This is a genomic window from Acutalibacter sp. LFL-21 (genome assembly GCF_025630755.1).
Classification (GTDB): domain Bacteria; phylum Bacillota; class Clostridia; order Oscillospirales; family Acutalibacteraceae; genus Acutalibacter; species Acutalibacter stercoravium.
This window is the reverse complement of record NZ_JAOTNT010000002.1, coordinates 221,028-243,812: the sequence shown is the minus strand read 5'-3', so window position 1 is coordinate 243,812 and position 22,785 is coordinate 221,028. Positions and strand designations below refer to the sequence as shown.

18 protein-coding genes are annotated in these 22,785 nt (G+C 60.6%); 12 read left to right on the top strand and 6 right to left on the bottom strand.

Going from position 1 to position 22,785, the window contains the following annotated elements; genetic code table 11:
• Positions 1–48: 48 nt before the first annotated feature.
• The 6 genes from ODJ80_RS03440 (at position 49) to ODJ80_RS03415 (ending at position 7,437) form a co-directional block, all read left to right on the top strand.
• The gene (locus tag ODJ80_RS03440) at positions 49–1,488 is read left to right on the top strand and encodes an efflux RND transporter periplasmic adaptor subunit (RefSeq protein WP_263040928.1); all 1,440 of its coding nucleotides are present in this window, start codon (positions 49–51) and stop codon (positions 1,486–1,488) included.
• On the top strand, positions 1,485–2,879 hold the full coding sequence (locus tag ODJ80_RS14155) for an ATP-binding cassette domain-containing protein (protein ID WP_442863885.1): 1,395 nt from the start codon (positions 1,485–1,487) through the stop codon (positions 2,877–2,879). Before ODJ80_RS03440 ends, ODJ80_RS14155 begins: the two co-directional genes overlap by 4 nt.
• A gap of 51 nt (positions 2,880–2,930) precedes the next feature.
• Complete coding sequence (locus ODJ80_RS03430; RefSeq protein ID WP_263040927.1) at positions 2,931–4,730, top strand: efflux RND transporter periplasmic adaptor subunit; 1,800 nt, start codon at positions 2,931–2,933, stop codon at positions 4,728–4,730.
• Between the two features lie 18 nt (positions 4,731–4,748).
• On the top strand, positions 4,749–6,008 hold the full coding sequence (locus ODJ80_RS03425) for an ABC transporter permease (protein ID WP_263040926.1): 1,260 nt from the start codon (positions 4,749–4,751) through the stop codon (positions 6,006–6,008).
• A gap of 260 nt (positions 6,009–6,268) precedes the next feature.
• On the top strand, positions 6,269–7,027 hold the full coding sequence (locus ODJ80_RS03420; RefSeq protein ID WP_263040925.1) for an AAA family ATPase: 759 nt from the start codon (positions 6,269–6,271) through the stop codon (positions 7,025–7,027).
• On the top strand, positions 7,024–7,437 hold the full coding sequence (locus tag ODJ80_RS03415) for a pyridoxamine 5'-phosphate oxidase family protein (protein WP_263040924.1): 414 nt from the start codon (positions 7,024–7,026) through the stop codon (positions 7,435–7,437). Before ODJ80_RS03420 ends, ODJ80_RS03415 begins: the two co-directional genes overlap by 4 nt.
• 28 nt (positions 7,438–7,465) lie before the next feature.
• On the opposite strand, the gene ODJ80_RS03410 is transcribed toward ODJ80_RS03415, so the two are convergent.
• From ODJ80_RS03410 to ODJ80_RS03395, 4 genes are all read right to left on the bottom strand, one after another.
• On the bottom strand, positions 7,466–7,873 hold the full coding sequence (locus ODJ80_RS03410) for a GNAT family N-acetyltransferase (protein ID WP_263040923.1): 408 nt from the start codon (positions 7,871–7,873) through the stop codon (positions 7,466–7,468).
• A 106-nt stretch (positions 7,874–7,979) separates the two neighbouring features.
• On the bottom strand, positions 7,980–8,993 hold the full coding sequence (gap, locus tag ODJ80_RS03405) for a type I glyceraldehyde-3-phosphate dehydrogenase (RefSeq protein WP_022336945.1): 1,014 nt from the start codon (positions 8,991–8,993) through the stop codon (positions 7,980–7,982).
• Positions 8,994–9,167: 174 nt separating this feature from the next.
• Entirely contained in the window at positions 9,168–10,043 is an 876-nt protein-coding gene (locus ODJ80_RS03400) for a hypothetical protein (protein ID WP_263040922.1), read from the bottom strand.
• 144 nt (positions 10,044–10,187) lie between these two features.
• The gene (locus tag ODJ80_RS03395; protein ID WP_263040921.1) at positions 10,188–11,558 is read right to left on the bottom strand and encodes a citrate/2-methylcitrate synthase; all 1,371 of its coding nucleotides are present in this window, start codon (positions 11,556–11,558) and stop codon (positions 10,188–10,190) included.
• A gap of 186 nt (positions 11,559–11,744) precedes the next feature.
• Here ODJ80_RS03395 and ODJ80_RS03390 point away from each other — a divergent pair, with 186 nt between their 5' ends.
• Entirely contained in the window at positions 11,745–12,860 is a 1,116-nt protein-coding gene (locus ODJ80_RS03390; protein ID WP_263040920.1) for a SpoIID/LytB domain-containing protein, read from the top strand.
• Between the two features lie 30 nt (positions 12,861–12,890).
• On the opposite strand, the gene ODJ80_RS03385 is transcribed toward ODJ80_RS03390, so the two are convergent.
• Positions 12,891–13,703: a mechanosensitive ion channel family protein gene (locus ODJ80_RS03385; RefSeq protein ID WP_263040919.1), complete on the bottom strand. Its 813-nt coding sequence runs from the start codon at positions 13,701–13,703 to the stop codon at positions 12,891–12,893.
• 189 nt (positions 13,704–13,892) lie between these two features.
• On the opposite strand from ODJ80_RS03385, the gene ODJ80_RS03380 reads away from it, so the two are divergent.
• A complete protein-coding gene (locus tag ODJ80_RS03380; protein ID WP_263040918.1) occupies positions 13,893–15,770 on the top strand; it encodes a hypothetical protein in 1,878 nt (625 codons plus the stop codon).
• 28 nt (positions 15,771–15,798) lie between these two features.
• Positions 15,799–17,106 carry a hypothetical protein gene (locus tag ODJ80_RS03375; RefSeq protein WP_263040917.1) on the top strand — a complete coding sequence of 436 codons (1,308 nt, stop codon included), beginning with the start codon at positions 15,799–15,801 and terminating at the stop codon, positions 17,104–17,106.
• Positions 17,107–17,502: 396 nt separating this feature from the next.
• Here ODJ80_RS03375 and ODJ80_RS03370 read toward each other — a convergent pair whose 3' ends face one another.
• The gene (locus ODJ80_RS03370; protein ID WP_263040916.1) at positions 17,503–17,694 is read right to left on the bottom strand and encodes a hypothetical protein; all 192 of its coding nucleotides are present in this window, start codon (positions 17,692–17,694) and stop codon (positions 17,503–17,505) included.
• A gap of 128 nt (positions 17,695–17,822) precedes the next feature.
• Between ODJ80_RS03370 and ODJ80_RS03365 the strand changes: the two genes are divergently transcribed.
• The 3 genes from ODJ80_RS03365 to ODJ80_RS03355 all read left to right on the top strand — a co-directional run bounded on the left by ODJ80_RS03365 (position 17,823) and on the right by ODJ80_RS03355 (position 22,705).
• A complete protein-coding gene (locus ODJ80_RS03365; protein WP_263040915.1) occupies positions 17,823–18,356 on the top strand; it encodes a tRNA (cytidine(34)-2'-O)-methyltransferase in 534 nt (177 codons plus the stop codon).
• A 108-nt stretch (positions 18,357–18,464) separates the two neighbouring features.
• Positions 18,465–19,169 (top strand): ABC transporter ATP-binding protein, encoded by a 705-nt coding sequence (locus tag ODJ80_RS03360; RefSeq protein WP_263040914.1) that lies wholly within the window; start codon positions 18,465–18,467, stop codon positions 19,167–19,169.
• A gap of 5 nt (positions 19,170–19,174) precedes the next feature.
• Positions 19,175–22,705, top strand: a complete 3,531-nt coding sequence (locus tag ODJ80_RS03355) for an FtsX-like permease family protein (RefSeq protein WP_263040913.1) — start codon at positions 19,175–19,177, stop codon at positions 22,703–22,705.
• Positions 22,706–22,785: the final 80 nt, after the last annotated feature.

Genomic DNA, 22,785 nt, shown 5'->3' with positions numbered 1-22,785 from the left:
ATAATGAAATGGAATATTGACTGATGGGGACCAAAGGAGCTTTTTGCTATGAAACATAGATCCAAAAAACCGCTGATTATCGTTCTAAGTTGCCTGGCGGCGCTGCTTATTGCTGCTGCGTGCCTGTGGTTCTTCTGGCTGAGGGACCTTTGGGCAGCTGCGGGCGCTTCTCCCGTATATGTGCAGTCCGTGGCGGAGATTGCCGGGCTGAACTTGGGCTCTCTGCCCCGGTATTCCGGCGTGGTGGAACCCCAGGCTACCTATTCCATCCAGAAAGATGACACCAAAACTGTGGCAGAAATCTATGTCACAGAGGGTGACCAGGTGAACCCGGGGGACGCGCTGTTCCGCTATGACACAGAGGAGCTGCAGCTTCAGCTGGACCAGGCCGAACTGGACCTGGAGGGCATTGAAAACCAGATCACCACCCTGGAAAACCAGAAGGACGACCTGGAGGACGAGAAGAAAAAAGCCAGCGAGGATGAGCAGTATTCCTACACCGTGCAGATCCAGGCTGTGGAGCTGCAGATCAAGACGCAGGAATACAACAGCGACACCAAGCAGCAGGAAATTGACAAGCTGGAGGACTCCATCAACAACGCGGAGGTTTTCAGCGAGGTAGAGGGCGTGATCCGAGAGGTCAACGAGACCCCCGCCACCGACGCCAACGGCCAGCAAAAGCCCTTTATCACCATCCTTTCCTCGGGCGAGTTCCGCGTGAAGGGCACCATCTCCGAGCTGAACATCGGCTCCCTCTACCAGGGCCAGGCCGTCACGGTCCACTCCCGCGTGGATGAGAGCGTGTGGCAGGGCGTCGTTGACACCATTGAGACGGAGCCCACCAGCGACCAGAACAATGGCGGCGTGGTTTACTATGGGGTGGACGGCGGCCAGCAGAGCTCTAAATACAATTTCTATGTGACTCTTTCCAGCCGGGAGGGGCTGATTTTGGGCCAGCATGTGTACATTCAGCCGGACCTGGGCCTGGAGGCACAGCCCGAAGGCCTGTGGCTGCCCTCTTTCTACATCGCCCACGATGAGGACGGCAGCTTTGTTTGGGCCCAAAGCGAAGAGGGCACCCTGGAAAAGCGCAGCGTCATCCTGGGGGACTACGACTCTGGCAATGACCGCTATGAGATCCGCAGCGGCGTGGAGGAGGGCGACTTTATTGCCCAGCCCAAAGAGGATCTGATCGAGGGGGCTCCCACCACCTCTAACATTGCGGACGTTCCTGTGGAGGACCCCTCTCTGGATGACGGTTCCGCCGGCGGCGTACCGGAAGGGTCTGTGGACGGCGGAACGATGGACGGCGGCGCTGTGGACCCCGGCATGGCCGTACCCTATGACGCCGGCGGGGAGGCCTCTTTCTTGGAGGACGGGACCGTCTCTGGCACGGAGGAATACAGCGAGGACGGCACAGTGGACGAGGGGGATACCAGCATAGAGGACACGCTGGACGGTTCCCCCATGGAGGGCCTTGCGCGATGATGCTGGAATTGAAAAACATCTGCAAGACCTACACCCAGGGCAAGCTGGACGTGCCGGTCTTGAAGGACATCTCCCTTTCCGTGGAAGAGGGAGAATATGTGGCCATCATGGGGCCCTCGGGCTCTGGCAAGACCACACTGATGAATATTATCGGCTGTTTGGACAGCCCCACCTCGGGGGAGTATTTCCTGGAGGGGAAGGACATTGCCCAGAACAGCGACTCCAAAATGTCCGATGTGCGCCTGCACAGCATCGGCTTTGTGTTCCAAAGCTTCTACCTGCTCTCCCGGCAGAGCGCCCTGGAAAATGTGGCTTTGCCCCTGCTGTACGCTGGGGTGCGCCGCAAGGAGCGGCTGGAGATTGCCCGCAAGGCGTTGGAGCGGGTGGGCCTGGGGGACCGGGTGAACTTTAAACCCACCCAGCTCTCCGGCGGCCAGTGCCAGCGGGTGGCCATCGCCCGGGCTATTGTCAACGAGCCCAAGATCCTCTTGGCCGACGAACCCACCGGCGCCCTGGATACCAAATCCGGCGAGCAGATCATGGAGATTTTCCAGCGGCTCAACGACGAAGGCGTCACCATTGTGATGATCACGCACGAGCCGGAGATTGCCGCCCACGCCAAGCGCATTCTTCATATCCGGGACGGCCAGCTGCTGGAGGCCCAGCCCGCCAAAAAGGCAGGCCCCTCTCTGCCTCCGGACATCATCCCGCCCGGGGAGTTCCACATCGGCCACAAGAAGCCGGAGGGAGTCCCCCAGCCGGATGGGCCGGGGGGCGCGCCGCTCCAAAAAGAGCCTCAGGCGCCCGTTGCCCCAGCGCAGAGACCTGTGCGGCCCGCGCCCCAAGGGGAGGCGCCCCGGCAGGCCCCCAAAGCGCCCCTCTCCCCTGCCCCGGAACGGCCTGCCCCGCCCCCGGTGGAGCAGGTTGTGGTTTCGCGCCCCCGGGAGAAGTCCAACGGCCCCCGCCACGCCGCGGGAAAAGACGCCCCCGCCTACCGGCCCAAAGCACAGCGGCCCAGCCAGGGCCCCCGCCACGGGAATTGGGCCCCCGCTCCGCAGGCCGCTGTCCAGCGTCCTGCCGCAGAGCCTGCACCCATGGAGCTAACGGCTGGCTCCGCTCTGTACGCGGAGGTCACCGCCCTGCTGGAGCAGGAAGCTTCTCCCCGCCGCGAGGCCTCTAGAAGGGCGCCAGACCCGGCAGCGGCAAAGGCTCCTGCCAGAAAAACTGCCGCCCCGCCGCAGAAGTCCACACCGCCGGCAGAGGGGCCGGAGCCCCGTTCTGGCAGTTTTGGGGCGGCTATTCCCATAGAACTGGGCAGCCTGTTCCCCCTGGGACGGAAGCCCCAAGGGAAGCCGGGGGAATCTCCCCTGGTGCCCCGCACAGAGTTTTAGCCCCGGGGGTTTTCGCACCCACTCGTTGGGGAAAGGAACGGTCAATCACCTATGAACATGAATAAGCAGACAAAAAAACGCCTGATCCTCATTAGCGCCGCCATCGTCGTGGCGGTGGGCCTTGCCATGGGAATCTGGTTTTTCATACAATACCGCATGGACCACAAAACCGTTGAGGTGCTGGCTGTCAGCGACCCCAGTGTAACCACCAGTTATTGGGGGGACACCACATACTCCTCCGGCACAGTGAAGAGCGACTCCCAGCAGGAGCTGTACCCCTCTGACAGCCAGACTGTTACGGACATCTTTGTGGAGGAGGGGCAGCAAGTCAGCGTGGGCGATCCCCTGATCCAATACGACAAGACCAAACTGGAGCTGGAGCTGGAGTCTAAGGACATCGCCGTGAAACAGGCGGAGATCGAGCTGGACGACGCAGAGGATCAGCTGAAAAAGCTGCAAAACACCAAGCCCTATACTACGCCGCGTCCCACCCGGCGCCCTGTGGCCACCCCCACGCCTACCCGGCGGCCCGCCGCCACCCCCACCCCTACGCCTGCTCCCACGCCTACGCCGGAGCCCACCACGCCCCCTGCGGACGTGACTTTATACAGCCGGCTGGACGCGGACTCTAAGCCCTACTCGGGCAGCGGCACCACGGAGGACCCCTATGTGTTCCTCTGTACGGAGGACTGCGTGATGACCCGGGAGTTCCTGCTGCGGCTTTTGGGGGACGGCTCTGGCGCCACCCCTTCCCCGGAGGATGTGCTGACCACCCCCTTTGCCGCCGTGTTCGAGGTGCGGGAGGACAACTCTAACTACGGGGACCTGCTGTACTCCTTCACCTTGGACGGCACCCAACTCTCGGGCAGCTTCCAGGTCTCCGATGCCATCACCGGCAGCAACACACTGGAATCTGTGATGGAGGTCTTTGACGCACCCTCCAGCCGCTCCACCCCTACGCCCACACCCAACCCCAACAACTACAACGACATGGGTTACACCCGCCAGGAGCTCAACGACCTGATCGCCAAGAAACGCCAGGAGATCAAGGATTTGCAGCTGAAGGTGGATCAGGCCGAGCTGGATTTGAAAAAGGCGCAGATTGCCCTGGACAACTCCACCGTGCGCAGCACCATCGACGGTGTGGTGCGCACCCTGACCGACGTGGACACCGCCAAAGCCAGCAGCAGCCCCTTCCTGGTGGTTTCCGGCCAGGCCCAGTTTACGGTGACCGGCACCCTCAGCGAAAGCCTGCTGGGCAGCGTGAAGGTGGGGGACGTGATCTCTGCCATGAGCTACGACACCGGCATGGGATACAGCGCCACCATCACCCAGATCTCCGATTACCCCTTGGAGGGGAACTATTACAGCGGCTCCGGCAACAGCAACAGCTCCAATTATGAATTCACCGCTGTGCTGGACGGTTCGGAGGGGCTCTCCAACGGCATGTATCTGGAGCTGACCCTAAATCTGGTGGGAGACACGGACGCCAGCGCTTTCTATCTCTACAAACCCTACATTCGAGAGGATGAGGGCGGAAGCTATGTGATGAAGGTGGGACCGGACAACCGGCTCTACAAGCAGTACCTCTCCCTGGGAAAATCCATTTACAGCGGCGAATATGTGGAGGTAAAGGGCGGTTTAACCCAGGAGGACTACATCGCCTTCCCCTATGGGAACGATGTGAAAGAAGGCGTACGGGCCGTGGTGCAGGGCACGGAGGACCCACCCTTTGCGGACCCCTCCTCTGACGCAGGGGCCAGCGCCCCTCTGGACAGTACAGCTTCCGAGGGGACCTCTTCGGAAGAGGAAACTGTGGATGAAAACGGCAATGTACAGATCATGTTTTAAAGGGAGGGCGAACACGATATGATAGAAAACATCCGCCTTTCCTTCCAAGGGATTTGGGCCCACAAGATGCGCTCTTTCCTCACCATGCTGGGCATCATCATCGGCATCGCTTCCATTATCTCCATTGTGTCCACCATCAAGGGCACCAACGAACAGATCAAGCAAAACTTGATCGGCGCGGGAAACAATGTGGTGCGGGTGCAGCTGTACCGGCAGGATTACGACTATGTGTATGATGTGACCAGCGAAGGGGTGCCGGCAGGGATTTCCCAGGTCAACGAAGAGCAGTACCAGGAGATCTTGGACCTGCCTCAGGTAGAGGACGCGGCGGTGTACAACCGGCGGCAGTACCTGAATGGCTCCATCTTTTACGGCAATCAGGGCATGGACGGCTGTGAGATGCTGGGCGTGGACAACAGCTACTTTTCCACCTACGGCTATGGGGTGGACAGGGGCCGCACCTTTGTTCCAGTGGAATTTCAGGAATACCGCCCGGTATGCGTGCTGGACAGCAATGCCGCCGAGCAGCTCTTTCAAGGGGAAGACCCCATCGGCAAAACCATAGAGTACAACGCCACCGCGCTGGTGGTGGTGGGCGTAGTGGAGGAGGACAACAAGTTCCAGCCCACGATCAATTCCATTGACGATTATTACATGTATATGGGCACCTCCAATGCGGGCAAGGTTTTTGTGCCCAACAGCATATGGCCCTCCATGTTTGCCTATGACGAACCGCAGGAGGTAGCGGTGCGCTGCACCAGCACCGAGGCCATGTCCCCGGTGGGCACACAAGTGGCTGACCTGCTCAACGAGGAGAACCAGAACGAAAGCATAAAATACCGGGCAGAGGACGTTCTGCAGCAGGCGCAAGAGCTTCAGCAGCTTTCCAACGCCACCAACCAGCAGCTCATCTGGATTGCCAGCATCTCTTTGCTGGTAGGCGGCATCGGCGTTATGAACATCATGTTGGTGTCCGTCACAGAGCGCACCCGGGAAATTGGCCTGAAAAAGGCCATTGGGGCCAAAAAGGGCCGCATTTTGTGGCAGTTCCTCACCGAAGCGGCCGTGCTGACCAGCCTGGGAGGCCTCATTGGCGTGGGCGCGGGCATTGGCCTGGCGCAGCTGGTCTCCCGGCTGACACAAGCCCCCGTTGCCATCAGCGTGCCGTTCATCTTTTTGGCGGTGCTGTTCTCCATGGCTATCGGCGTGGTATTTGGCCTGCTGCCCTCCATCAAGGCTGCCAACCTGAATCCCATTGACGCCCTGCGCCACGAATGAGCCGGGTGGCCCCGGCGGGACAATTCGCGCACGCGCCTAGGGGCGCGGAGTTTGGGGGCGTGGGCTGGTTTTGCGGCCCGCGCTTTTGGTGGGGCGAAACAGCCACGTTCCTTTTGGGGGTGGCCCCCGCGGGCAAGTCGCGCACGCGCCTAGGGGCGCGGAGTTTGGGGGCGTGGGCTGGTTTTGCGGCCCGCGCTAGGACATTGGTAAAATGAAAAAGCGCTCTGCTAAGGAGTGCTTTTTTCGCAAGGAGGGAGGGTATGTACCTCAACGCAATTGAACGCACCGGCGGGGACTTTGCCGGGGAGGACAGCTATCTCCAGGACATCCCTGCCATCAAGGGGCTCTCCCTGTTGGAGCTGCGCCAGCCCGTCACCTTTTTGGTGGGGGAAAACGGCAGCGGCAAGTCCACTTTGCTGGAGGCCGTGGCCCTGGCCCTGGGGTTCAATCCAGAAGGGGGCTCCCGGAACTTCGCCTTTTCCACCCGGGACACCCACTCTGGGCTGTACAACTATCTGCGGCTGCACCGGGGCCCCTACCGCCCCAAGGACGGGTTTTTCCTCCGGGCGGAGAGCTTTTACAATACCGCCACGGAAGTGGAGCGGCTGGCAGAGAGCGGACTGTCCTCTCCGTCCAATTTCTTGCAAAGCTACGGCGGCAAGTCGTTGCACCACCAGTCCCACGGGGAGAGCTTTCTCAGCCTGGTGCACAACCGGTTCCGGGGACAGGGCATCTACCTGCTGGACGAACCCGAAGCGGCCCTCTCCCCCGCCCGGCAGCTGACTCTGCTGGCGGAAATTCACCGGCTGGTGAGTGCGGGCTCCCAGCTGGTCATCGCCACCCACTCCCCCATTTTGATGGCTTACCCCCAGGGGGAGATACTGCTGCTGGGGGAGGAGCCCATCCATCCGGTGGGGTACCGGGAGACGGAGCACTATCAAATCACCAAGAGCTTTCTGGACCATCCAGAGCGGATGCTCAGGATCTTATTCCAACAGGGCGAGGAGAACACGGAATGAACTGGAACAAGGAAGCCGAACAGATCATGGAGGAACGCTTCGGCGGCGACAACGAGATGGCCCTGGCCACCTGCCGGGGCAACGTGCCCAGCGTGCGGACGGTGAACGCCACCTACTGGGAGGGGTGCTTTTACGTCATCACCTACGGGTTGTCCCGAAAAATGGAGGAAATACGGGACAACCCCACGGTGGCCCTCTCTGGGGACTGGTTCACCTGCCACGGCACGGCGGAGAGCCTGGGGTGGTTTGGCAAGGAGGAAAACAAGGCCCTGGCCGCCCATCTGCGCCAATCTTTCGCCAGCTGGATCGACAACGGCCACAACGACTTTGCCGACGAGAACACCATCATCTTGCAGGTACGTGTGACGGACGCTGTGCTGCTGTCCCATGGACGGCGGTTTGAGAAGTAAAAAAGGGGAGCCCAACGGCTCCCCTTTTTTACTGCATCTGATTCAACTCCATGGCGGTGTAGCTGCCGCCAGCCCCAAAACCGAATCGTTCATAGAACGGGATGGTTTTGGGGTCTGAGGGCATGATTTTGACGTGAAGCATGTGCTTGTACTTCTCCAAAATGCGCTCCATCAGTTTCTGGCCGATGTGCCGGCCCTGATAGGCCGGGTCCACCAGCAAGTAGTGCAGGAAGGCTACGGTCTCCCCATCGTCTAGGCCCCGCACCAGGCCGATGAGCTTGTCCCCATCCCAGGCGGAAATGACCTGGCTGGAGTTTTTCATCCCCCGTTTCAGCCGGTCCGGGTACCGGCCTGAATCCCAGCCTACGGAGAGGAATAGCCTCTCCAATTCCGCCACTGTAAAGTCTTTTGTCTCTTGATAGGTAATGCCTGCCATACCCCTTCCTCCTATACAAAATCCCCCCGGGAGCTTGTCCCGAGGGGATCTTTTTCACTTATTCACCTGTTAGACTTGCCGCAGCTTGTCCAGTCCGGTCACGGACTTAGATCTCGGCGAAGTACTTGATGGTGCGGACCATCTGGCTGGTGTAGGAGTTCTCGTTGTCGTACCAGGACACGACCTGCACCTGATAGGTGTCGTCGTCGATCTTGGCGACCATGGTCTGAGTGGCGTCGAACAGAGAGCCATAGGTGATGCCGATGATGTCGGAGGACACCAGGGGCTCCTCGGTGTAGCCGAAGGACTCAGAGGAGGCAGCCTTCATAGCGGCGTTGATGCCTTCCTTGGTGATGTCCTTGCCCTTGACAACAGCCACCAGGATGGTGGTGGAGCCAGTGGGAACGGGCACGCGCTGAGCGGAGCCGATCAGCTTGCCGTTGAGCTCGGGGATGACCAGGCCGATAGCCTTGGCAGCGCCGGTGCTGTTGGGAACAATGTTCACAGCGGCAGCGCGAGCGCGGCGCAGGTCGCCCTTGCGATGGGGGCCGTCCAGAACCATCTGGTCGCCGGTGAAGGCATGAACAGTGGTCATGATGCCGCTCTGGATGGGAGCGTACTTGTTCAGGGCGTCAGCCATGGGGGCCAGGCAGTTGGTGGTGCAGGAAGCGGCGGAGATGATCTGATCCTCAGCGGTCAGGGTCTTCTCGTTGACGCTGTAAACGATGGTCTTCAGATCGTTGCCAGCGGGAGCGGAGATGACAACCTTCTTGGCGCCAGCGTCGATGTGGGCCTGGCTCTTCGCCTTGGAGGTGTAGAAGCCGGTGCACTCCAGAACAACGTCCACGCCGATCTCGCCCCAGGGCAGATCCTTGGCGTCCTTCTCAGCATAGATCTTGATGGTCTTGCCGTCGACAGTGATGGAATCCTCACCGGCGGTGACCTTATCGGCCAGGGCATAGCGGCCCTGAGCGGAGTCGTACTTCAGCAGATGGGCCAGCATAGCGGGGCTGGTCAGGTCGTTGATCGCCACGACCTCATAACCCTCAGCGCCAAACATCTGACGGAAAGCCAGACGGCCGATGCGGCCAAAGCCATTGATAGCAACTTTAACAGACATTGGTAAAACCTCCTGAAAAATTGATGGGCTTTTGCTTCTTCTATTTTAAAACATTTCGCGGGATATTACAAGTGCTTGACAAAAAAATAACGTCATTTTCTTCCGGCTTTTACTGAAAGCGGGAAAAGCCGCGCAAAAAGAGCCCGCGCAGGCGGGCTCTGAGAAAGGCCTTTCTTAGCCGGCCCTGCCATGGCGGGCTGGGCCGGGCTCCGCGCCCCCTTTGGGGGTGCGCCGCAAGCTGTACTTGCGGAAGGTGACCAGGAACACCAGCTGATACAGGGCCGCCACCAGGCAGGCTGCCTGCACCGCAGGGGGGATTTCCCCCGAATAGGTGCGCCCCAGCAGAAGCAGCACCAGGTTGGGAAGGGTGTAGCTGACGGTGAGAACCACGGCAAAGATGCCGGTGACAAACGCCCGTTTGGCAGCGCCCTCCTCATCCACCCCGGCAAAGAGCTTGCACAGGTAAAACTGGCACAGCAGCAGGAACACCCCGCTCAGCACGGCGAAGAGGTTCTCCACCATGGAAGAGGACTTGGCGTAAAACACATAGACCAGGATGAGGCCGCTTACCCCCCACAGCACACCTGTCAGATAGAGCAGGGGCGCTTTCCGCAGGCCGTTGCGCCCCTGGAAAAAGCCCAGCGAGACAAACACCTGCGTGAGGCCGAACAGAGCACAGCAGGCTAGAAACAGCAGATGCAGCACCCGATATTCCCCGGCAGAACCGCTTTCCATGCGCAGATCCATCCACTGAAGGGCGGCGCTTGCCAGCAGTGCCAGCCCCGAGAACAGGGCGGCCAGGCCCGCGGGCATATTGCGCCGGGGGGTATAGGGCCCAAAGTACCGGCGCGACCGGAAGCACATCCAAGAAGCCAGCAGCCCCGAGGCCACAGGCACGCCGAAGGAAAGCCAGGCCATCAGGCCGCCGTCGGTATAGAAACCGGTGTCATAATCGAAAAAGAAGAGCATCTGCACCACGCGCAGCACCACTCCGGCAGCAAAGCCCACGCAGGTGACCTTCAGGGCGTTGCCCACATTTACGAATTTCATAGCGTCATCCCTTATGTCCGTGATTTTTCAAATGAAAGAGGCCGGAAAGAACCCGGCCTCAGAATTATAGCATATCTTTTCCGATTTTCCAATAGAGATTGTACAAGGGGCTTGGCCCTGCCAGCCGCTTGCCCAAGGCCGCCCTTATCCCCGCTGGTTTAAGGGGACGTAGCGCTGGTTTACCGGCAGCGCCCGGTAAGCGGGGCGCATAATGCGTCCGCCGGTGGTCAGCTCTTCAATCCGGTGGGCGCACCAGCCCGCAATGCGGCTGACTGCGAACATGGGTGTAAACAGGTCCTCTGGGATGCCCAGCATCTCATAGACCAGGCCGGAATAGAAATCCACGTTGGCAGAGATGACCTTCTCCTTCCCCGTCACCTTCTGAAACGCCGCGGGGGACAGCTCCTCCACCAGCTGGTAAAGCCGCAGCTTTTTGTCAAACCCCTTTTCCTGGGCCAGCTTTTGGGCCTGGTCCTTCAGGATCACCGCCCGCGGGTCCGACAGGGTGTAGATGGCGTGCCCCATGCCGTAGATGAGCCCGCTGCCATCGGCGGCCTCTCCCCGCAGGATTTTCTCCAGGTAGGCCTCCACCTCATCGGGGTCCTCCCAGTTCTCCACATGGTCCATCAGGTCATCCATCATCTGGCGGACCTGGTGGTTGGCGCCGCCGTGCTTAAAGCCCTTCAAAGAGCCCACCGCCGCCCCGATGGCGGAGTAGATATCCGTGCCGGCACTGGTGAGCACCCGGGTGGTGAAGGTGGAGTTGTTGCCGCCCCCGTGCTCTGCGTGGAGCACCATGCACAGATCCAGGAGCTTTGCCTCCTCGTGGGTGAACTGCCGGTCCGGGCGCAGGGCGTTGAGGATGGCTTCCGCCGTGGAGTGGCCCGGCTCGTAGGGGTGGAAAAACATACTCTGCTTGTCGAAGTGGCGGCGCTTGACCTGATAGGCGTAGGACATGATAGAGGGCATCCGGGCGATTAAAGAGATGCTCTGCCGCATGTTGTTCTCCAGAGATAGGTCGTCCGGGCTGTCATCATAGGAGTAAAGCGCCAGCACAGATCGGGCCAGCTTGTTCATAATGTTCTTCGAGGGCGCTTTGATAATCATGTCCTCGGGGAAGTACTCGGGCAGCTCCCGGTTCTCGTAGAGCAGGCGGCTGAAGCTCTCGTACTGGCCGCGGGTGGGAAGCTGGCCAAAAATGAGCAGCCAGGCCACCTCTTCAAAGCCGAAGCGGTCCTCCTGCTGGCAGCCCTGGACAATGTCCTCAATATTGATGCCCCGGTAAGTCAACTCGCCTTTGTCCGAGATTTTGTCGCCGTCGGCAATGAGGTAACCGTGTACGTTGCACACATGGGTCAAGCCCGCCATCACGCCGGTGCCGTCTGCATTGCGCAGGCCCCGTTTTACCCGGTGGCGCTCATATTCTTCCTTGGTGATGACATTATTTCTCTTATACTCTTCGCACAGCTCCCGAATGGTGGTGCTGCCCGGCGCCTCGTGATTCAGCCGTTCCATCTTTCTTCCCCTTTCTTGTTCCTTTCATACAACCGATGATTGTTTGATTGTACTCCGCCAAAGCAAGAAAGTCAACGCATTTTTGCAAGTTATCAAATAAAAAAATGTATTTTCCCAGGTTTTTTCAAAGAAAACCCGCATATTATGAAATTTTAAAAATAAAATTATGCAAAAGAAGGTGTTCCCATGTCCTCCGCTCCACGCAAAAAGCTCCGCTCTCTCCTGCTGCTGTTCCTACTGCTCTACGCCGTATTCACCTTGGTGCCCGCAGGCGTGTATGGGGCCTACCGGCTGCAAAACACCCCCGCGGGCACCTCTCCCAGCCCAGAGGCCTCCCCCTCGCCCCAGGCGTCCCTTCCCCCTGCTGCCTCGCCGTCCATGTCCCCGGAAGAGACGGGGGCAGAGACAGTCCCCGGATTTTTAGAGAGCCGTCTCCTGCCGGAAGCCGCCCCCTCCCCCGCCTTGGCGGATGTGTTCACCCTGTATGACACCGCCACCGGCGAGACCTTCCAGGTGACGGCGGAGGAATTCCTCCCGGCGGCCCTGGCCTGCGAGATGGACCTTTCCGCCCCGGAGGAAGCCTTGAAAGCCCAGGTAGTGGCGCTGTACAGCTTCTACTCCTACCAGCGGGCCCAAAACACCGGAAACGAGGCGGACTTTGCCTGCGACACAGCCAACTGGCTGGTGTATGTGCCCCAGTCCGCCATGGAAGAACGCTGGGGGGAAGACTTTGCATCCCTCTATGAACGGCTGCAAAACGTGGTGGGGTCGGTGCAGGGCCAGGTGCTCATCTGGGAGGGAGAGCCCATCTGCGCGGCCTTTTTCGCCATTTCTGGGGGCAATACGGAATCCTCCCAGCAGGTGTGGGGGCAGGAGCTGCCTTATCTCCAATCGGTAGCGAGCCCCGGGGATGCCTTTGTCCAGGGGTACCTCTCCACCGTAAGCCTAACGGCGGAGGAGCTGCGGCAGGCCGCCGCCAACGCCTGGGGGGAGGAGCTGGACTTTTCCGATCCAGTGGAGGACTGGGTCACGGCAGTCTCCACCAGCCCCTCGGGCTATGTGGACTCCGCCCAAGTGGGTGGAAAAACCGTCACCGGGGAGGAGCTGCGGGAAGCCTTTGGGCTGCGCAGCGCCTGCTTCCAATTGCGGGTAGTGGACGAGGTGTTCCAATTCACCGTCCACGGCTGGGGCCATGGAGTGGGCATGAGCCAGGCCGGTGCGGCCTATCTGGCCAGCCAGGGAGAGAGCTATCAGGAGATCTTGGCCCACTACTATCCGGGGACCGTTTTGGACAGGGCATGAGAAAGGGGCAGCGGCCGGCTGCCCCTTTTTTCATTTTTGATTCAAGTGCACGTCCATCTGAGGGTAGGGGATGGAAATGCCCTCCCGGTCGAAAGCTTCTTTCACAGCCTCTTGCATCTTATAATAGACCGGCCAGTAATCCTCTTCTTTGCACCAGACTTTGCACACCAGGGTGACAGAGCTGTCCTTCAGCTCCCCCACGGCAATGAGGGGGGCCGGCTCCTGAAAGACCCGTTCGTCCTCTTCCATCAACCCCCGCAGAAGCTCCTTGGCCCGCTTCAGGTCCGCCTGGTAGGAAACCCCGTAGCTCAGATCCAGCCGCCGGGTCCCGCTGCGGGTGAAGTTGACCACCACGTCGCTGGTGATCATAGAATTGGGAATGACCACCTCTTTATTGTCAAAGGTGGACAAGGTGGTGGACAGAATCTCGATCTTTTTCACCGTGCCCTCATAGGCGCCGAAGGAGAGGTAATCTCCCATGTTGAAGGGTTTGGTGAAGATGATCTGGATACCGCTGACCAGGTTGGACAGGCTGCCCTGCAGGGCGAAGCTGGCGGTCAGGCCCGCAGCGCCCAGGGCCGCCACCAGAGAGGTGATGTTCACCCCCAGCTGGGCCACGGCGCTGACACCGGCCACCGCCAGAACCACCGCTTTCACCAGGGAACCGATAAAGCTGGCGGCCAGGGCGTCCACCTTGCCCTTGGTAATGGCTTTTTTCGTAAGCCGGGCCGCCAGACGGGCCAAAAACCATCCTCCAAAGAAGATCAGGGCCGCCAGGGCCAAGTCCCCGGCAAAGCCCGCCAAGCCATGCAAAAAGCTATTCCAAATCGTTTGCCAATTCATGGAGCGGCACATCCTTTCCAAACGCTTGCGCTGTTTTTCCGTATCGTCCTACAGTATACAGTATAGCACAAAAGGGAGGATAAAGGAAAACCTTTGCGGATTTTTTCCTTTTCCTGGGAAAGGGATACCCCCGGGGGGAAAACTATGGTATAATGGGGAAAACATTGCTTTGAAAATGGGAGCGTGGGTATGGAAAGCACAGTAACAGCCAACGCCATGAGCTTGAGCCTTCTGGCGCGAAACGTGTACGGCGTCTGCTTTACAATGCGGGACAGCCGGGAGCTGCTGCGGGGAGAGCTGGCCCAGGCCCGGGAGAAATTCTTCACCGGGGGGCGCCGTGCCCTGCGGGTGGGGAAAAACGAAGTGGTCCGGGGCTTTAACGGAAAGCTGCGGGGGAAGCTCTCCCGCCACGGCTTTTATTGGAAGAAGTCCGCGGGGAGCTTGGCCCTGGAGGAGTCCTTCCAGCAGCGAGGCGGCTACCTGCTGGTAACCCGGGATTTTCGCGGCGCCATTGTAAGCCGCATGTTCTTTGACAAATCCCTTCTGTGGGTGAAATCGGAATACTATGAGCCATGGGACGCCCAGAACCCCCGGGTGATGTTCAAGCCCGTGGACTCTGACGACCTGGTGGAGCGCTTTGACTGGGACGCCCAAAATAAACGGTACCGCTCCACCATGCTGCACCCGGTGCCCTATGGGGAGGGGACTGCCCGGCAAAGCCTGATAAACGCCCGCTTTGGGGAGCCCCAGCTGCTGGTCTCCACCAAGGAAGGAATGTTCTGCTACTGCCCCCAGCAGGAGGCCCAGGCCCGCAGGAAGGCTTTGGAGGACCTGAAGGACGGCACCCTGGTGCTGCTGCCCGCCTGGGAGGTGAAGGAGGGCGCCATCGCCGGAGAGGAAGAGGAGAAGGGGCCCCGGGTGACCTTCTCCTCTCTGGAGGAATACGCCCATGTGGAAGAACCGGCCGCCGGGAAAGCAGCTCCTATGGAGGAGACTCCCACTGAGGCTGGAGAGGACGTTGAGGAGCCCCAGCCGGCTCCTGCCCAGGAGGAAGAGGAATCCGCAGAGGCGGAGCCCGCCGCCAAGGAAGAAGCCGCCCCGCCGGTCGTGGAGGGGAATCCTTCTGCGGAGGACACCTCCACGGAGGGGGCGCAGGAAAAAGAGGTCCCGGAGGACCGGGAAGAACAGCTCAAAAAGGCACAGGAGGAGAGCCCCGCCCCGGTGGCGGCGGAAGAGCCCGCCTTCCAGCGGGTGGTGGACGGGAAGGTCCAGGAGGGCCCCGCTGTTCTGGAAGAGGCCCAGCAGGTCTCCCACCAGGAGGAAGCGCCCCTCTCCCCCGTCCGGGAGCCGGAGGACCCGGAGAGCCGGGCCATTTTGCAGGCGGCCCGCCAGGCAGCAGGAGTCCTGAAAGAGGGACAGAACGGCGGCCCGGTCTATCAGGGAGAGCTGCGGGAAGGCAAGCCCTGGGGCCGGGGCCGCAGCCAGCAGCCCAACGGGCTGACCACCTATGAGGGGGAGTTCCGGGACGGCAAGCGGGAGGGCTTTGGCGTCTCCTATTACAAGGACGGCAATCCCTGCTACGCGGGCTCCTGGAAAGAGGGGCTCAAGGAGGGGTTGGGGGTCTCCTTCCGGGACAGCGACCACGCCCTGCACATCTCCCAGTGGAAACAGGGGACGCCAGAGGCGTTTGTCTCCCTCTTTGACAAGGAGGGCAACCTGCGCTACGGCGGCCGCATTGAGGAAGGCCAAAAGCAGGGGGCCGGGGTCTCCTACAGCTGCGGCGACGGCACGGTCTTTGTGGGCAAATGGCGGGACGGCCAGCCCACAGGGGTGGGCTCTGCTTTCGACCGGGAAGGCAACCTGCTCTATTACGGCGGCTGGAAGGATGGCAAGCGGGAGGGCCACGGCACAGAGTTCGACCCCACCGGCGCCATCATCTTTGACGGCGAGTGGAAAGATGGCAAGTATTTCAACGGCATCCTCTATCAAAAGAAGGGCCCAGAGGGCCTGGAAGAGGGGGCCGCGGCCAGCGGCGGGGACTTGCCCGGCTTGGACGGCCTGAACTAAAGCCCGCACAGAGAAAGGAGGCTGGCTTGTGGAGCGGTTGGAGCTTTGGAACATGGAATATGGGGAGTGCGTCTCCCTGCTGGGGCGGGACGGCAGCGTCCTTATGGTGGACTGCGGCAGCGTCAGCCAAAAGCTGCGGGAGGGGGACGTGCCCCTGGACGCCTGGGTGGAGACCCTGGCCAGCCGGTATGAAAGATCCATGGAGCGGTGGTTCCTGCTGACCCATTACCACCGGGATCACCTCTCGGGGTTTCAAAAGCTGCTGGACAGCCGGGAGGGGTACTTCACCCGGGTGTTCCTGCCCCGCTCCCCGGTGGACAGCCGGGGCGTGCCCCAGCTGTTGGAGTTTGCCCTGTTCGCCTATTTATTCGCCCAGCCCCAGAGCGACGCCTTCCAGGTGAACACCTGGTGCGTAAAGGCTTTTCAGGCGCTGGAGGACAAGCTGGGGATGGACCGGGTGTTCACCCTGGGGGCTGGGGATGTGCTCCACTTTGACGGGGTGGACTACGAGGTGCTGTGGCCCCGCACCCAAGACTATTCCTTCCCTCCCCAGTTGGAAGCCGCCTTGGAACAGATGAACGTGCTGTTTTCCTCCCCTTTCCTGCCGGAACGGGTGCAGCGGTTTTTAGAACTGAAAGAGCAGTTCCTGACCCTGTACCAAAAGTGCGGGGAGGCCTTCTCCCTCTCCGGCAGGGCCCTGCCGGAAAAACGCCGGGCCTATCTGGAGCACCTGAGAGCGGTGCTGGAGGAGCTGGATTCCCTGCGGGAGGAACTGGCCCTTTGCCATCAAGCCCACGACGTGCGGGAGCTGCTTCAGGACCCCCTGAACGCCGGGGCCTACACCAGCTCGATCAACAGGGCCTCTGTGGTGTTCCACAACAGGCGCAAGGGCGGCCCCAGCGAGCAGGACCTTCTCATGACCGGCGACGCCTCTCCGGAGACCCTGCTGGAGCTGATGGACCAACTGTACGACGGGTATTACATCTTAAAGGCGCCCCACCACGGCACGGCCAGCGGGTACAGCCCTCTGTTCGGGGACATGAGCTTTGCCCACATCCTCATCAGCAACGGGGAATATCACGCCGGGGGCGCCATTGCCCAGGAGTATATCGACCGGGAGGACTCGGTGCGCCACTGCACCGGCACCGGCGCCTGCAAGTGGTTCCGGGCCTCACAGGGATGCTGCAACCGGCTCTCCTACTGTTATGACCAGAAGGGCGGGCCGGGGCTGGCCATCAAGTGCCCTGCCACCGGATATAAAGCGAGCAAGGCGCCGGGCTGCGCCATCCAGGTCATCGGGCCCCGGGGGGCGCGGGGCTGCTTGTGCGACCTGTGACCGTCCTCGCCCGGATGGGCCCCCTCCGGACGAGGGGACCGTTCATTTTCAAATAACCAACAGGCAGGCCGACACCTGTCTGTTTTCTTTTGCCCTCGTCCGTGGTATACTGTAAGTAGAAAAGAAATCGCCGGGCCTGCCCTGTGGAGCCTGCCCGGCGTGCTTTAAAAAGAATGGGAGCGCCGCCTCTGGGGAGATGCTTCCTCAAGGCGTGGGCGCGGGCCGCACGGCTTGGGACCTTCCTGGGACCCGGCGGCTGGAGGCCGCCTGCGCGTCTTGCCCCGCCGCCTCTGGGGAGATGCTTCCTCAAGGCGTGGGCGCGGGCCGCACAGCTTGGGACCTTCCTGGGGCCCGGCGGCTGGAGGCCGCCTGCGCGTCTTGCCCCGCCGCAGGCGGTCAGCGGAGCATTTTTTCCACGTCGCCGATGAGAGCGCCCATGGAGTGCATGGCCTTACCCGCGCTCTTGCGCATGTGGCTGGCCTTTTTGTGCCCGCCGTTCATCACTTTGCTGCTGACTGCGGCCACAGCCACCCCTGCCAGCACCCCCATGCCGATCCCCTTTGCCACGTTCATCGTGTGTTTGACCATTTGCTTGAACCTCCAAACTGTGAATATGCATTTGACCAGCTTCCATGCTGCCGTCATTCCCAGCATGCCCTGCACCCTCCTTGTTTATTCTCTGAAAAGCCACCCAAAGAAAGGGAGTTGAATCTGCATTGCCAAGCCTGAACATCGTTTTAGTCGAGCCGGAGATCCCCCAGAACACGGGGAACATCGCCCGCACCTGCGCCGTCACCGGCGCGGCCCTGCACCTGGTGGGGCCCATGGGCTTCCGGCTGGAGGACAAGCGCCTCCGCCACGCCGGCCTGGACTACTGGCCCTATCTGACGCTTTTCACATACGATAGCCTGTCCGAATTTTTTGAAAAAAACCAAGGGGACTTCTACTTTTTCTCCACCAAAGCCCAGCACCGGCACACGGATGTGGCCTATCCCGACGGGTGCTACCTGCTGTTCGGAAAGGAATCCGCCGGGCTGCCGGAGAAGCTTCTGTTCCAACACCCGGAGCAGTGCGTGCGCATTCCCATGCTGGGGGGCTTCCGCAGCCTGAACTTGGCAAACTCCGTGGCCATTGGCGCCTTTGAGGTGCTGCGCCAGTGGGATTTTCCAGAGCTTTCCTGCTCGGGAGAGCTGCGAAACTTTGACTGGGCCGCAGCCAAGGCCGCCCACCCGGATTCTGAATTTTTGTGATAGACAACAAATTGTTCACAAATCGTTAGAAGCTCTTTCACACTGGGCCTTTATACTAAGTAGCAAAACGCCTTGTCTTCAATACGCTTTGAGAGGAATGGGATGCCTATGACGCATTTTATTGAATTCCATGACGTGTGTAAGTTTTACACCATGGGGGAAAACCGCATCGCCGCGGCGGACCATATCAGCTTCTATGTGGACGAGGGGGAATTCTGCGTGATTGTGGGGCCCTCTGGCGCAGGAAAGACCACCGTGCTGAACATGCTGGGGGGGATGGACACCTGCGATGAAGGGGAAATCCTGCTGGACGGGAACAAGATCAGCGAGTACAACCAGAAACAGCTGACCACCTACCGCCGGTATGACGTGGGCTTTGTGTTCCAGTTCTACAATCTGGTGCAAAACCTGACCGCCCTGGAAAATGTGGAGCTTGCCAGCGAAATCTGTAAGGACCCCTTAGACGCCCGGGACACCTTGGTTGAAGTGGGGCTGGGAGAACGGCTGAAAAACTTTCCGGCACAGCTTTCCGGCGGCGAGCAACAGCGGGTGGCCATTGCCCGGGCTTTGGCCAAAAACCCCAAGATCCTGCTGTGCGACGAGCCCACCGGCGCCCTGGACTACAACACGGGCAAGGCCGTGCTGCAGCTTTTGCAGGACACCTGCCGCAAAACGGGCCGCACGGTGATTGTCATTACCCACAACAGCGCCCTGACCGCCATGGCGGACCGGGTTATCCGCATCAAAAGCGGCAAGGCCATCTCCAATGAAGTGAACCAGCATCCCACCCCGGTGGAAGAGATCGAGTGGTGAGCGCCGTGAATAAAACCTATGGAAAATCTATCTTCCGCACCATCAAAAGCTCCCTTTCCCGCTTTGTGGCCATCCTGGCCATTGTAGCCCTGGGGGTGGGCTTTCTGGCGGGGCTTTTGTCCTCCCCAGTGGACATGCGCCACTCCGCAGACCACTATTATGACCAGACCAGGATGTACGACGCCCGCATTATTTCCACCCTGGGCCTGACAGAAGACGACCTGGCAACCGTGAAAGCCGTTGACGGCGTGGAGGCCGTGATGCCCGCCTATGACACGGACCTGGTGCTGGTCACCAGCCAGGAGGACAGCGCCAGCTACACCACCCGGATGCACAGCCTGCCGGAGGACACTTCGGCGGATTCGGAAGGCTATCTGAACCAATTGACTCTGATCGAGGGCCGCATGCCGGAGGAGGCGGGAGAGTGCGTCATTGTTCTGACCAAGTCCTTTTCCGGGGACACAGAGTGGATTGGCCAGACCCTGCGGCAGGACCCGGACGGCGAGGCTGCAGAGGGGCTTCCGGACGAGTTTACAGTGGTGGGCACTGTGAGAAGCGCCGCCTATCTCTCCATGGAATCGGAGAGCACCACCGCCGGCAGCGGCACCCTGGACCTGATCGCCTACACAGTGTCGGCCACCTTTGACATGGACTATTACACCGCCTTCTATCTGACTGTGGAAAACACCACCGGGATGGACTCCTTCTCCCAGGAGTATGAAGACACGGTACAGGCGGTGATGGACCAGCTTGAACCCATCGGCGAAGAGCGGTCCCAGGCCCGGTATGAACAGCTGGTGGGGGACGCCCAAGCCGAGCTGGACGACGCCCGCGCCGAGTATGAACAGGAAAAGGCCGACGCGGAAGCGGAGCTGGCCGACGCCAAAAAGAAACTGGAGGACGGCGAGGCCGAGCTGGCCGACAGCCAGCAGCAGCTGGAGGATGCCAAGGCGGAGATTGACAGCGGCTGGGCCGAGCTGAACCAGCAGAAGGAGAGCTTTAACAGCCAAACCGCCGCGGCACAGCAGCAGATCAACAACGGCTATGCCCAGGTGCAGAGCGGCCAAGCCCAGCTGGATGCGGGCAAGGCTCAGTTGGATTCCGCCCAGGCCCAGCTGGACCAGGGCTATGCCCAGCTCTCCCAAACCGAGCAGACCCTGAGCGAGGCCAAAGCCCAGCTGGACGCCTCTAAGGCTCAGTTGGACACCACAAAATCCCAGCTGGACAGCCTGACCCAGGGCAAAGAGGCGCTGTTCCAGGCGGCGGCCGCAGCGGGCCTGCCGGTGTCTGACACCAGCGATGCCGGGGCGCTTGCCCTCATCGCCCAGCTGGAGGCGGCCTCTCCCGAGCTGGGGCAGCAGTTCGCCGCCCTGAAAGAAGGGCTTAACGCCTTGGCCGCCCAAGGCACGGACACTACCGCCGCCCTGGCCGTCTGGGAGGAGAGCAATGCCCAATATGAGGCCGGCCTAGCCCAGTATGAGGAGGGCCTGAGCCAATACCAGGCCGCCAAGGCGGAGCTGGACGCCAGCCAGTCTGAGCTTGACACCCAGCGCCAGTCCCTGGAGAGCCAGCAAGCCACCCTGAACAGCACCAAAGCCCAGTTGGATCAAAGCTCTGCCCAGCTGCAGCAGGGGATTCAAACGGCCCAGTCGGAATTTGCCAGCGCTGAGGCCCAGCTGAACGACGCCCAGGCCCAGTATGACGACGGCCTGGTCCAGCTGGAGGAGGGACGACAAGAGATCCAGGACGGCTGGACCGACTACAACGAAGGCTACGAGGAGGCCCAGCAGCAGTTCGCCGACGCCGAGGAGGAGCTGGCTGACGCGGAGAGCCAGATCCGGGACATTGAAGAGGGACAGTGGTACCTGTACACCCGGGCCGACAACACCAGCTACTCCAGCTACGACTCCAACGCCGACAAAATCGCGGCTATTGCCACCGTGTTCCCCCTGTTCTTCTTCCTTGTGGCCGCCTTGGTGGCCCTGACCACCATGACCCGCATGGTGGAGGAGGAGCGCCAGCAGATTGGCACCATGAAGGCCCTGGGTTATTCCACCGCCAAAATCGCCTGGAAGTACCTGCTCTACGCAGCTATAGCCAGCGTGGCAGGCAGCGTGATTGGGCTGGCAGTGGGCAGTTGGCTGTTCCCCTACATTATCATCAACGCCTACAATATCATGTACGACATTCCCCAGGCCTTAACGCCCTTTAACCTGCCCTTCGGGCTGGCCTCTGCCCTCTCCATGATTGCCTGCACCCTGCTGGTGACCCTGTGGGCCTGCTGGGCCGAGCTGCGGGAGGTGCCCGCCTCCCTCATGCTGCCCAAGGCCCCCAAAGCTGGCAAGCGCATCCTGCTGGAGCGGGTGACCCCGCTCTGGAGCCGGCTGAAGTTCACTCACAAGGTCACCGCCCGGAACCTCTTCCGCTACAAGAAGCGCTTCTTTATGACGGTGGTGGGCATTGCCGGGTGCACGGCCCTGCTGGTGACGGGATTCGGCGTGCGGGACTCTGTCTCGGACATTGTGGCCTTGCAGTACGATGAACTGAACCAATACCAGCTGACCCTGGGCCTGCGGGACCCCAGCGCCCTGGAGGGCCGGGATCTAAAATCCATTCTGGAGGATACCTCCCGCATTACAGACCATCTGGCCGCCATGCAGGTGCAGGCGGATGTGGTGTCCGAAGAAGGCAGGCCCTCTGACAGCCTTGTGGTCTTTGTGCCAGAGGATGCGGCGGCCATGGGGGACTACTTCCTGTTCCGCCACCGCACCAACGGCCAGCCCGTCACCTTTGACGAGGACGCAGTGGTGGTGACGGAGAAGCTGTGCGAGCGCCAGGGCTGGAAGGTGGGCGACACCATCACCCTGGAGGATGGGGATGGCAACCAAGCCCAGCTGACCATTACGGACATCTGCGAAAATTATATATACCACTATATCTATCTTTCCCCCAAGACCTATGAGGCTGCCTTTGGCAAGGACTGGGAGGCCAACTCCCTGCTGTGCAAGCTGCCAGAAGATATCACCCCGGAGGAGGAATCCCAGCTGAGCACAGAGCTGCTCCAATGCCGGGACGTGGTGAGCGCCCAATTTACCAATACGTTGTCTGAAAGCTTTGGCAGCAGCATCCAGAGCATCAACTCCATCATTGTGGTGCTCATTGTGTGCGCCGGGCTGCTGGCCTTTGTGGTGCTTTACAACCTGACCAACATCAATATCACAGAGCGGGAAAAGGAAATCGCCACCATCAAGGTGCTGGGCTTTTACGACGGGGAGGTCTCCGCCTATATCTACCGGGAGACCATCCTGCTGACGCTTATCGGAACGGCGGTGGGCCTGGTGCTGGGCATGGCGCTGCATCAGTTTGTCATCCGCACCGCAGAAGTGGACATGGTGATGTTCGGGCGCACCGTTTACTGGCTGAGCTACGTTTGGTCAGCGCTGCTGACCATCCTGTTCAGCGTTTTCGTCAACCTGGTAATGCACCGGAAACTGAAAAACATCAGCATGGTAGAGAGCATGAAAGCCCCAGAATAAAGCCCTCTTCCCTGCGCGGCCCCGCCCCCGGAAGCCCAACGGGGACGGGGTTTTTGCGCCCTGGAAAGAAATTTGCGGAT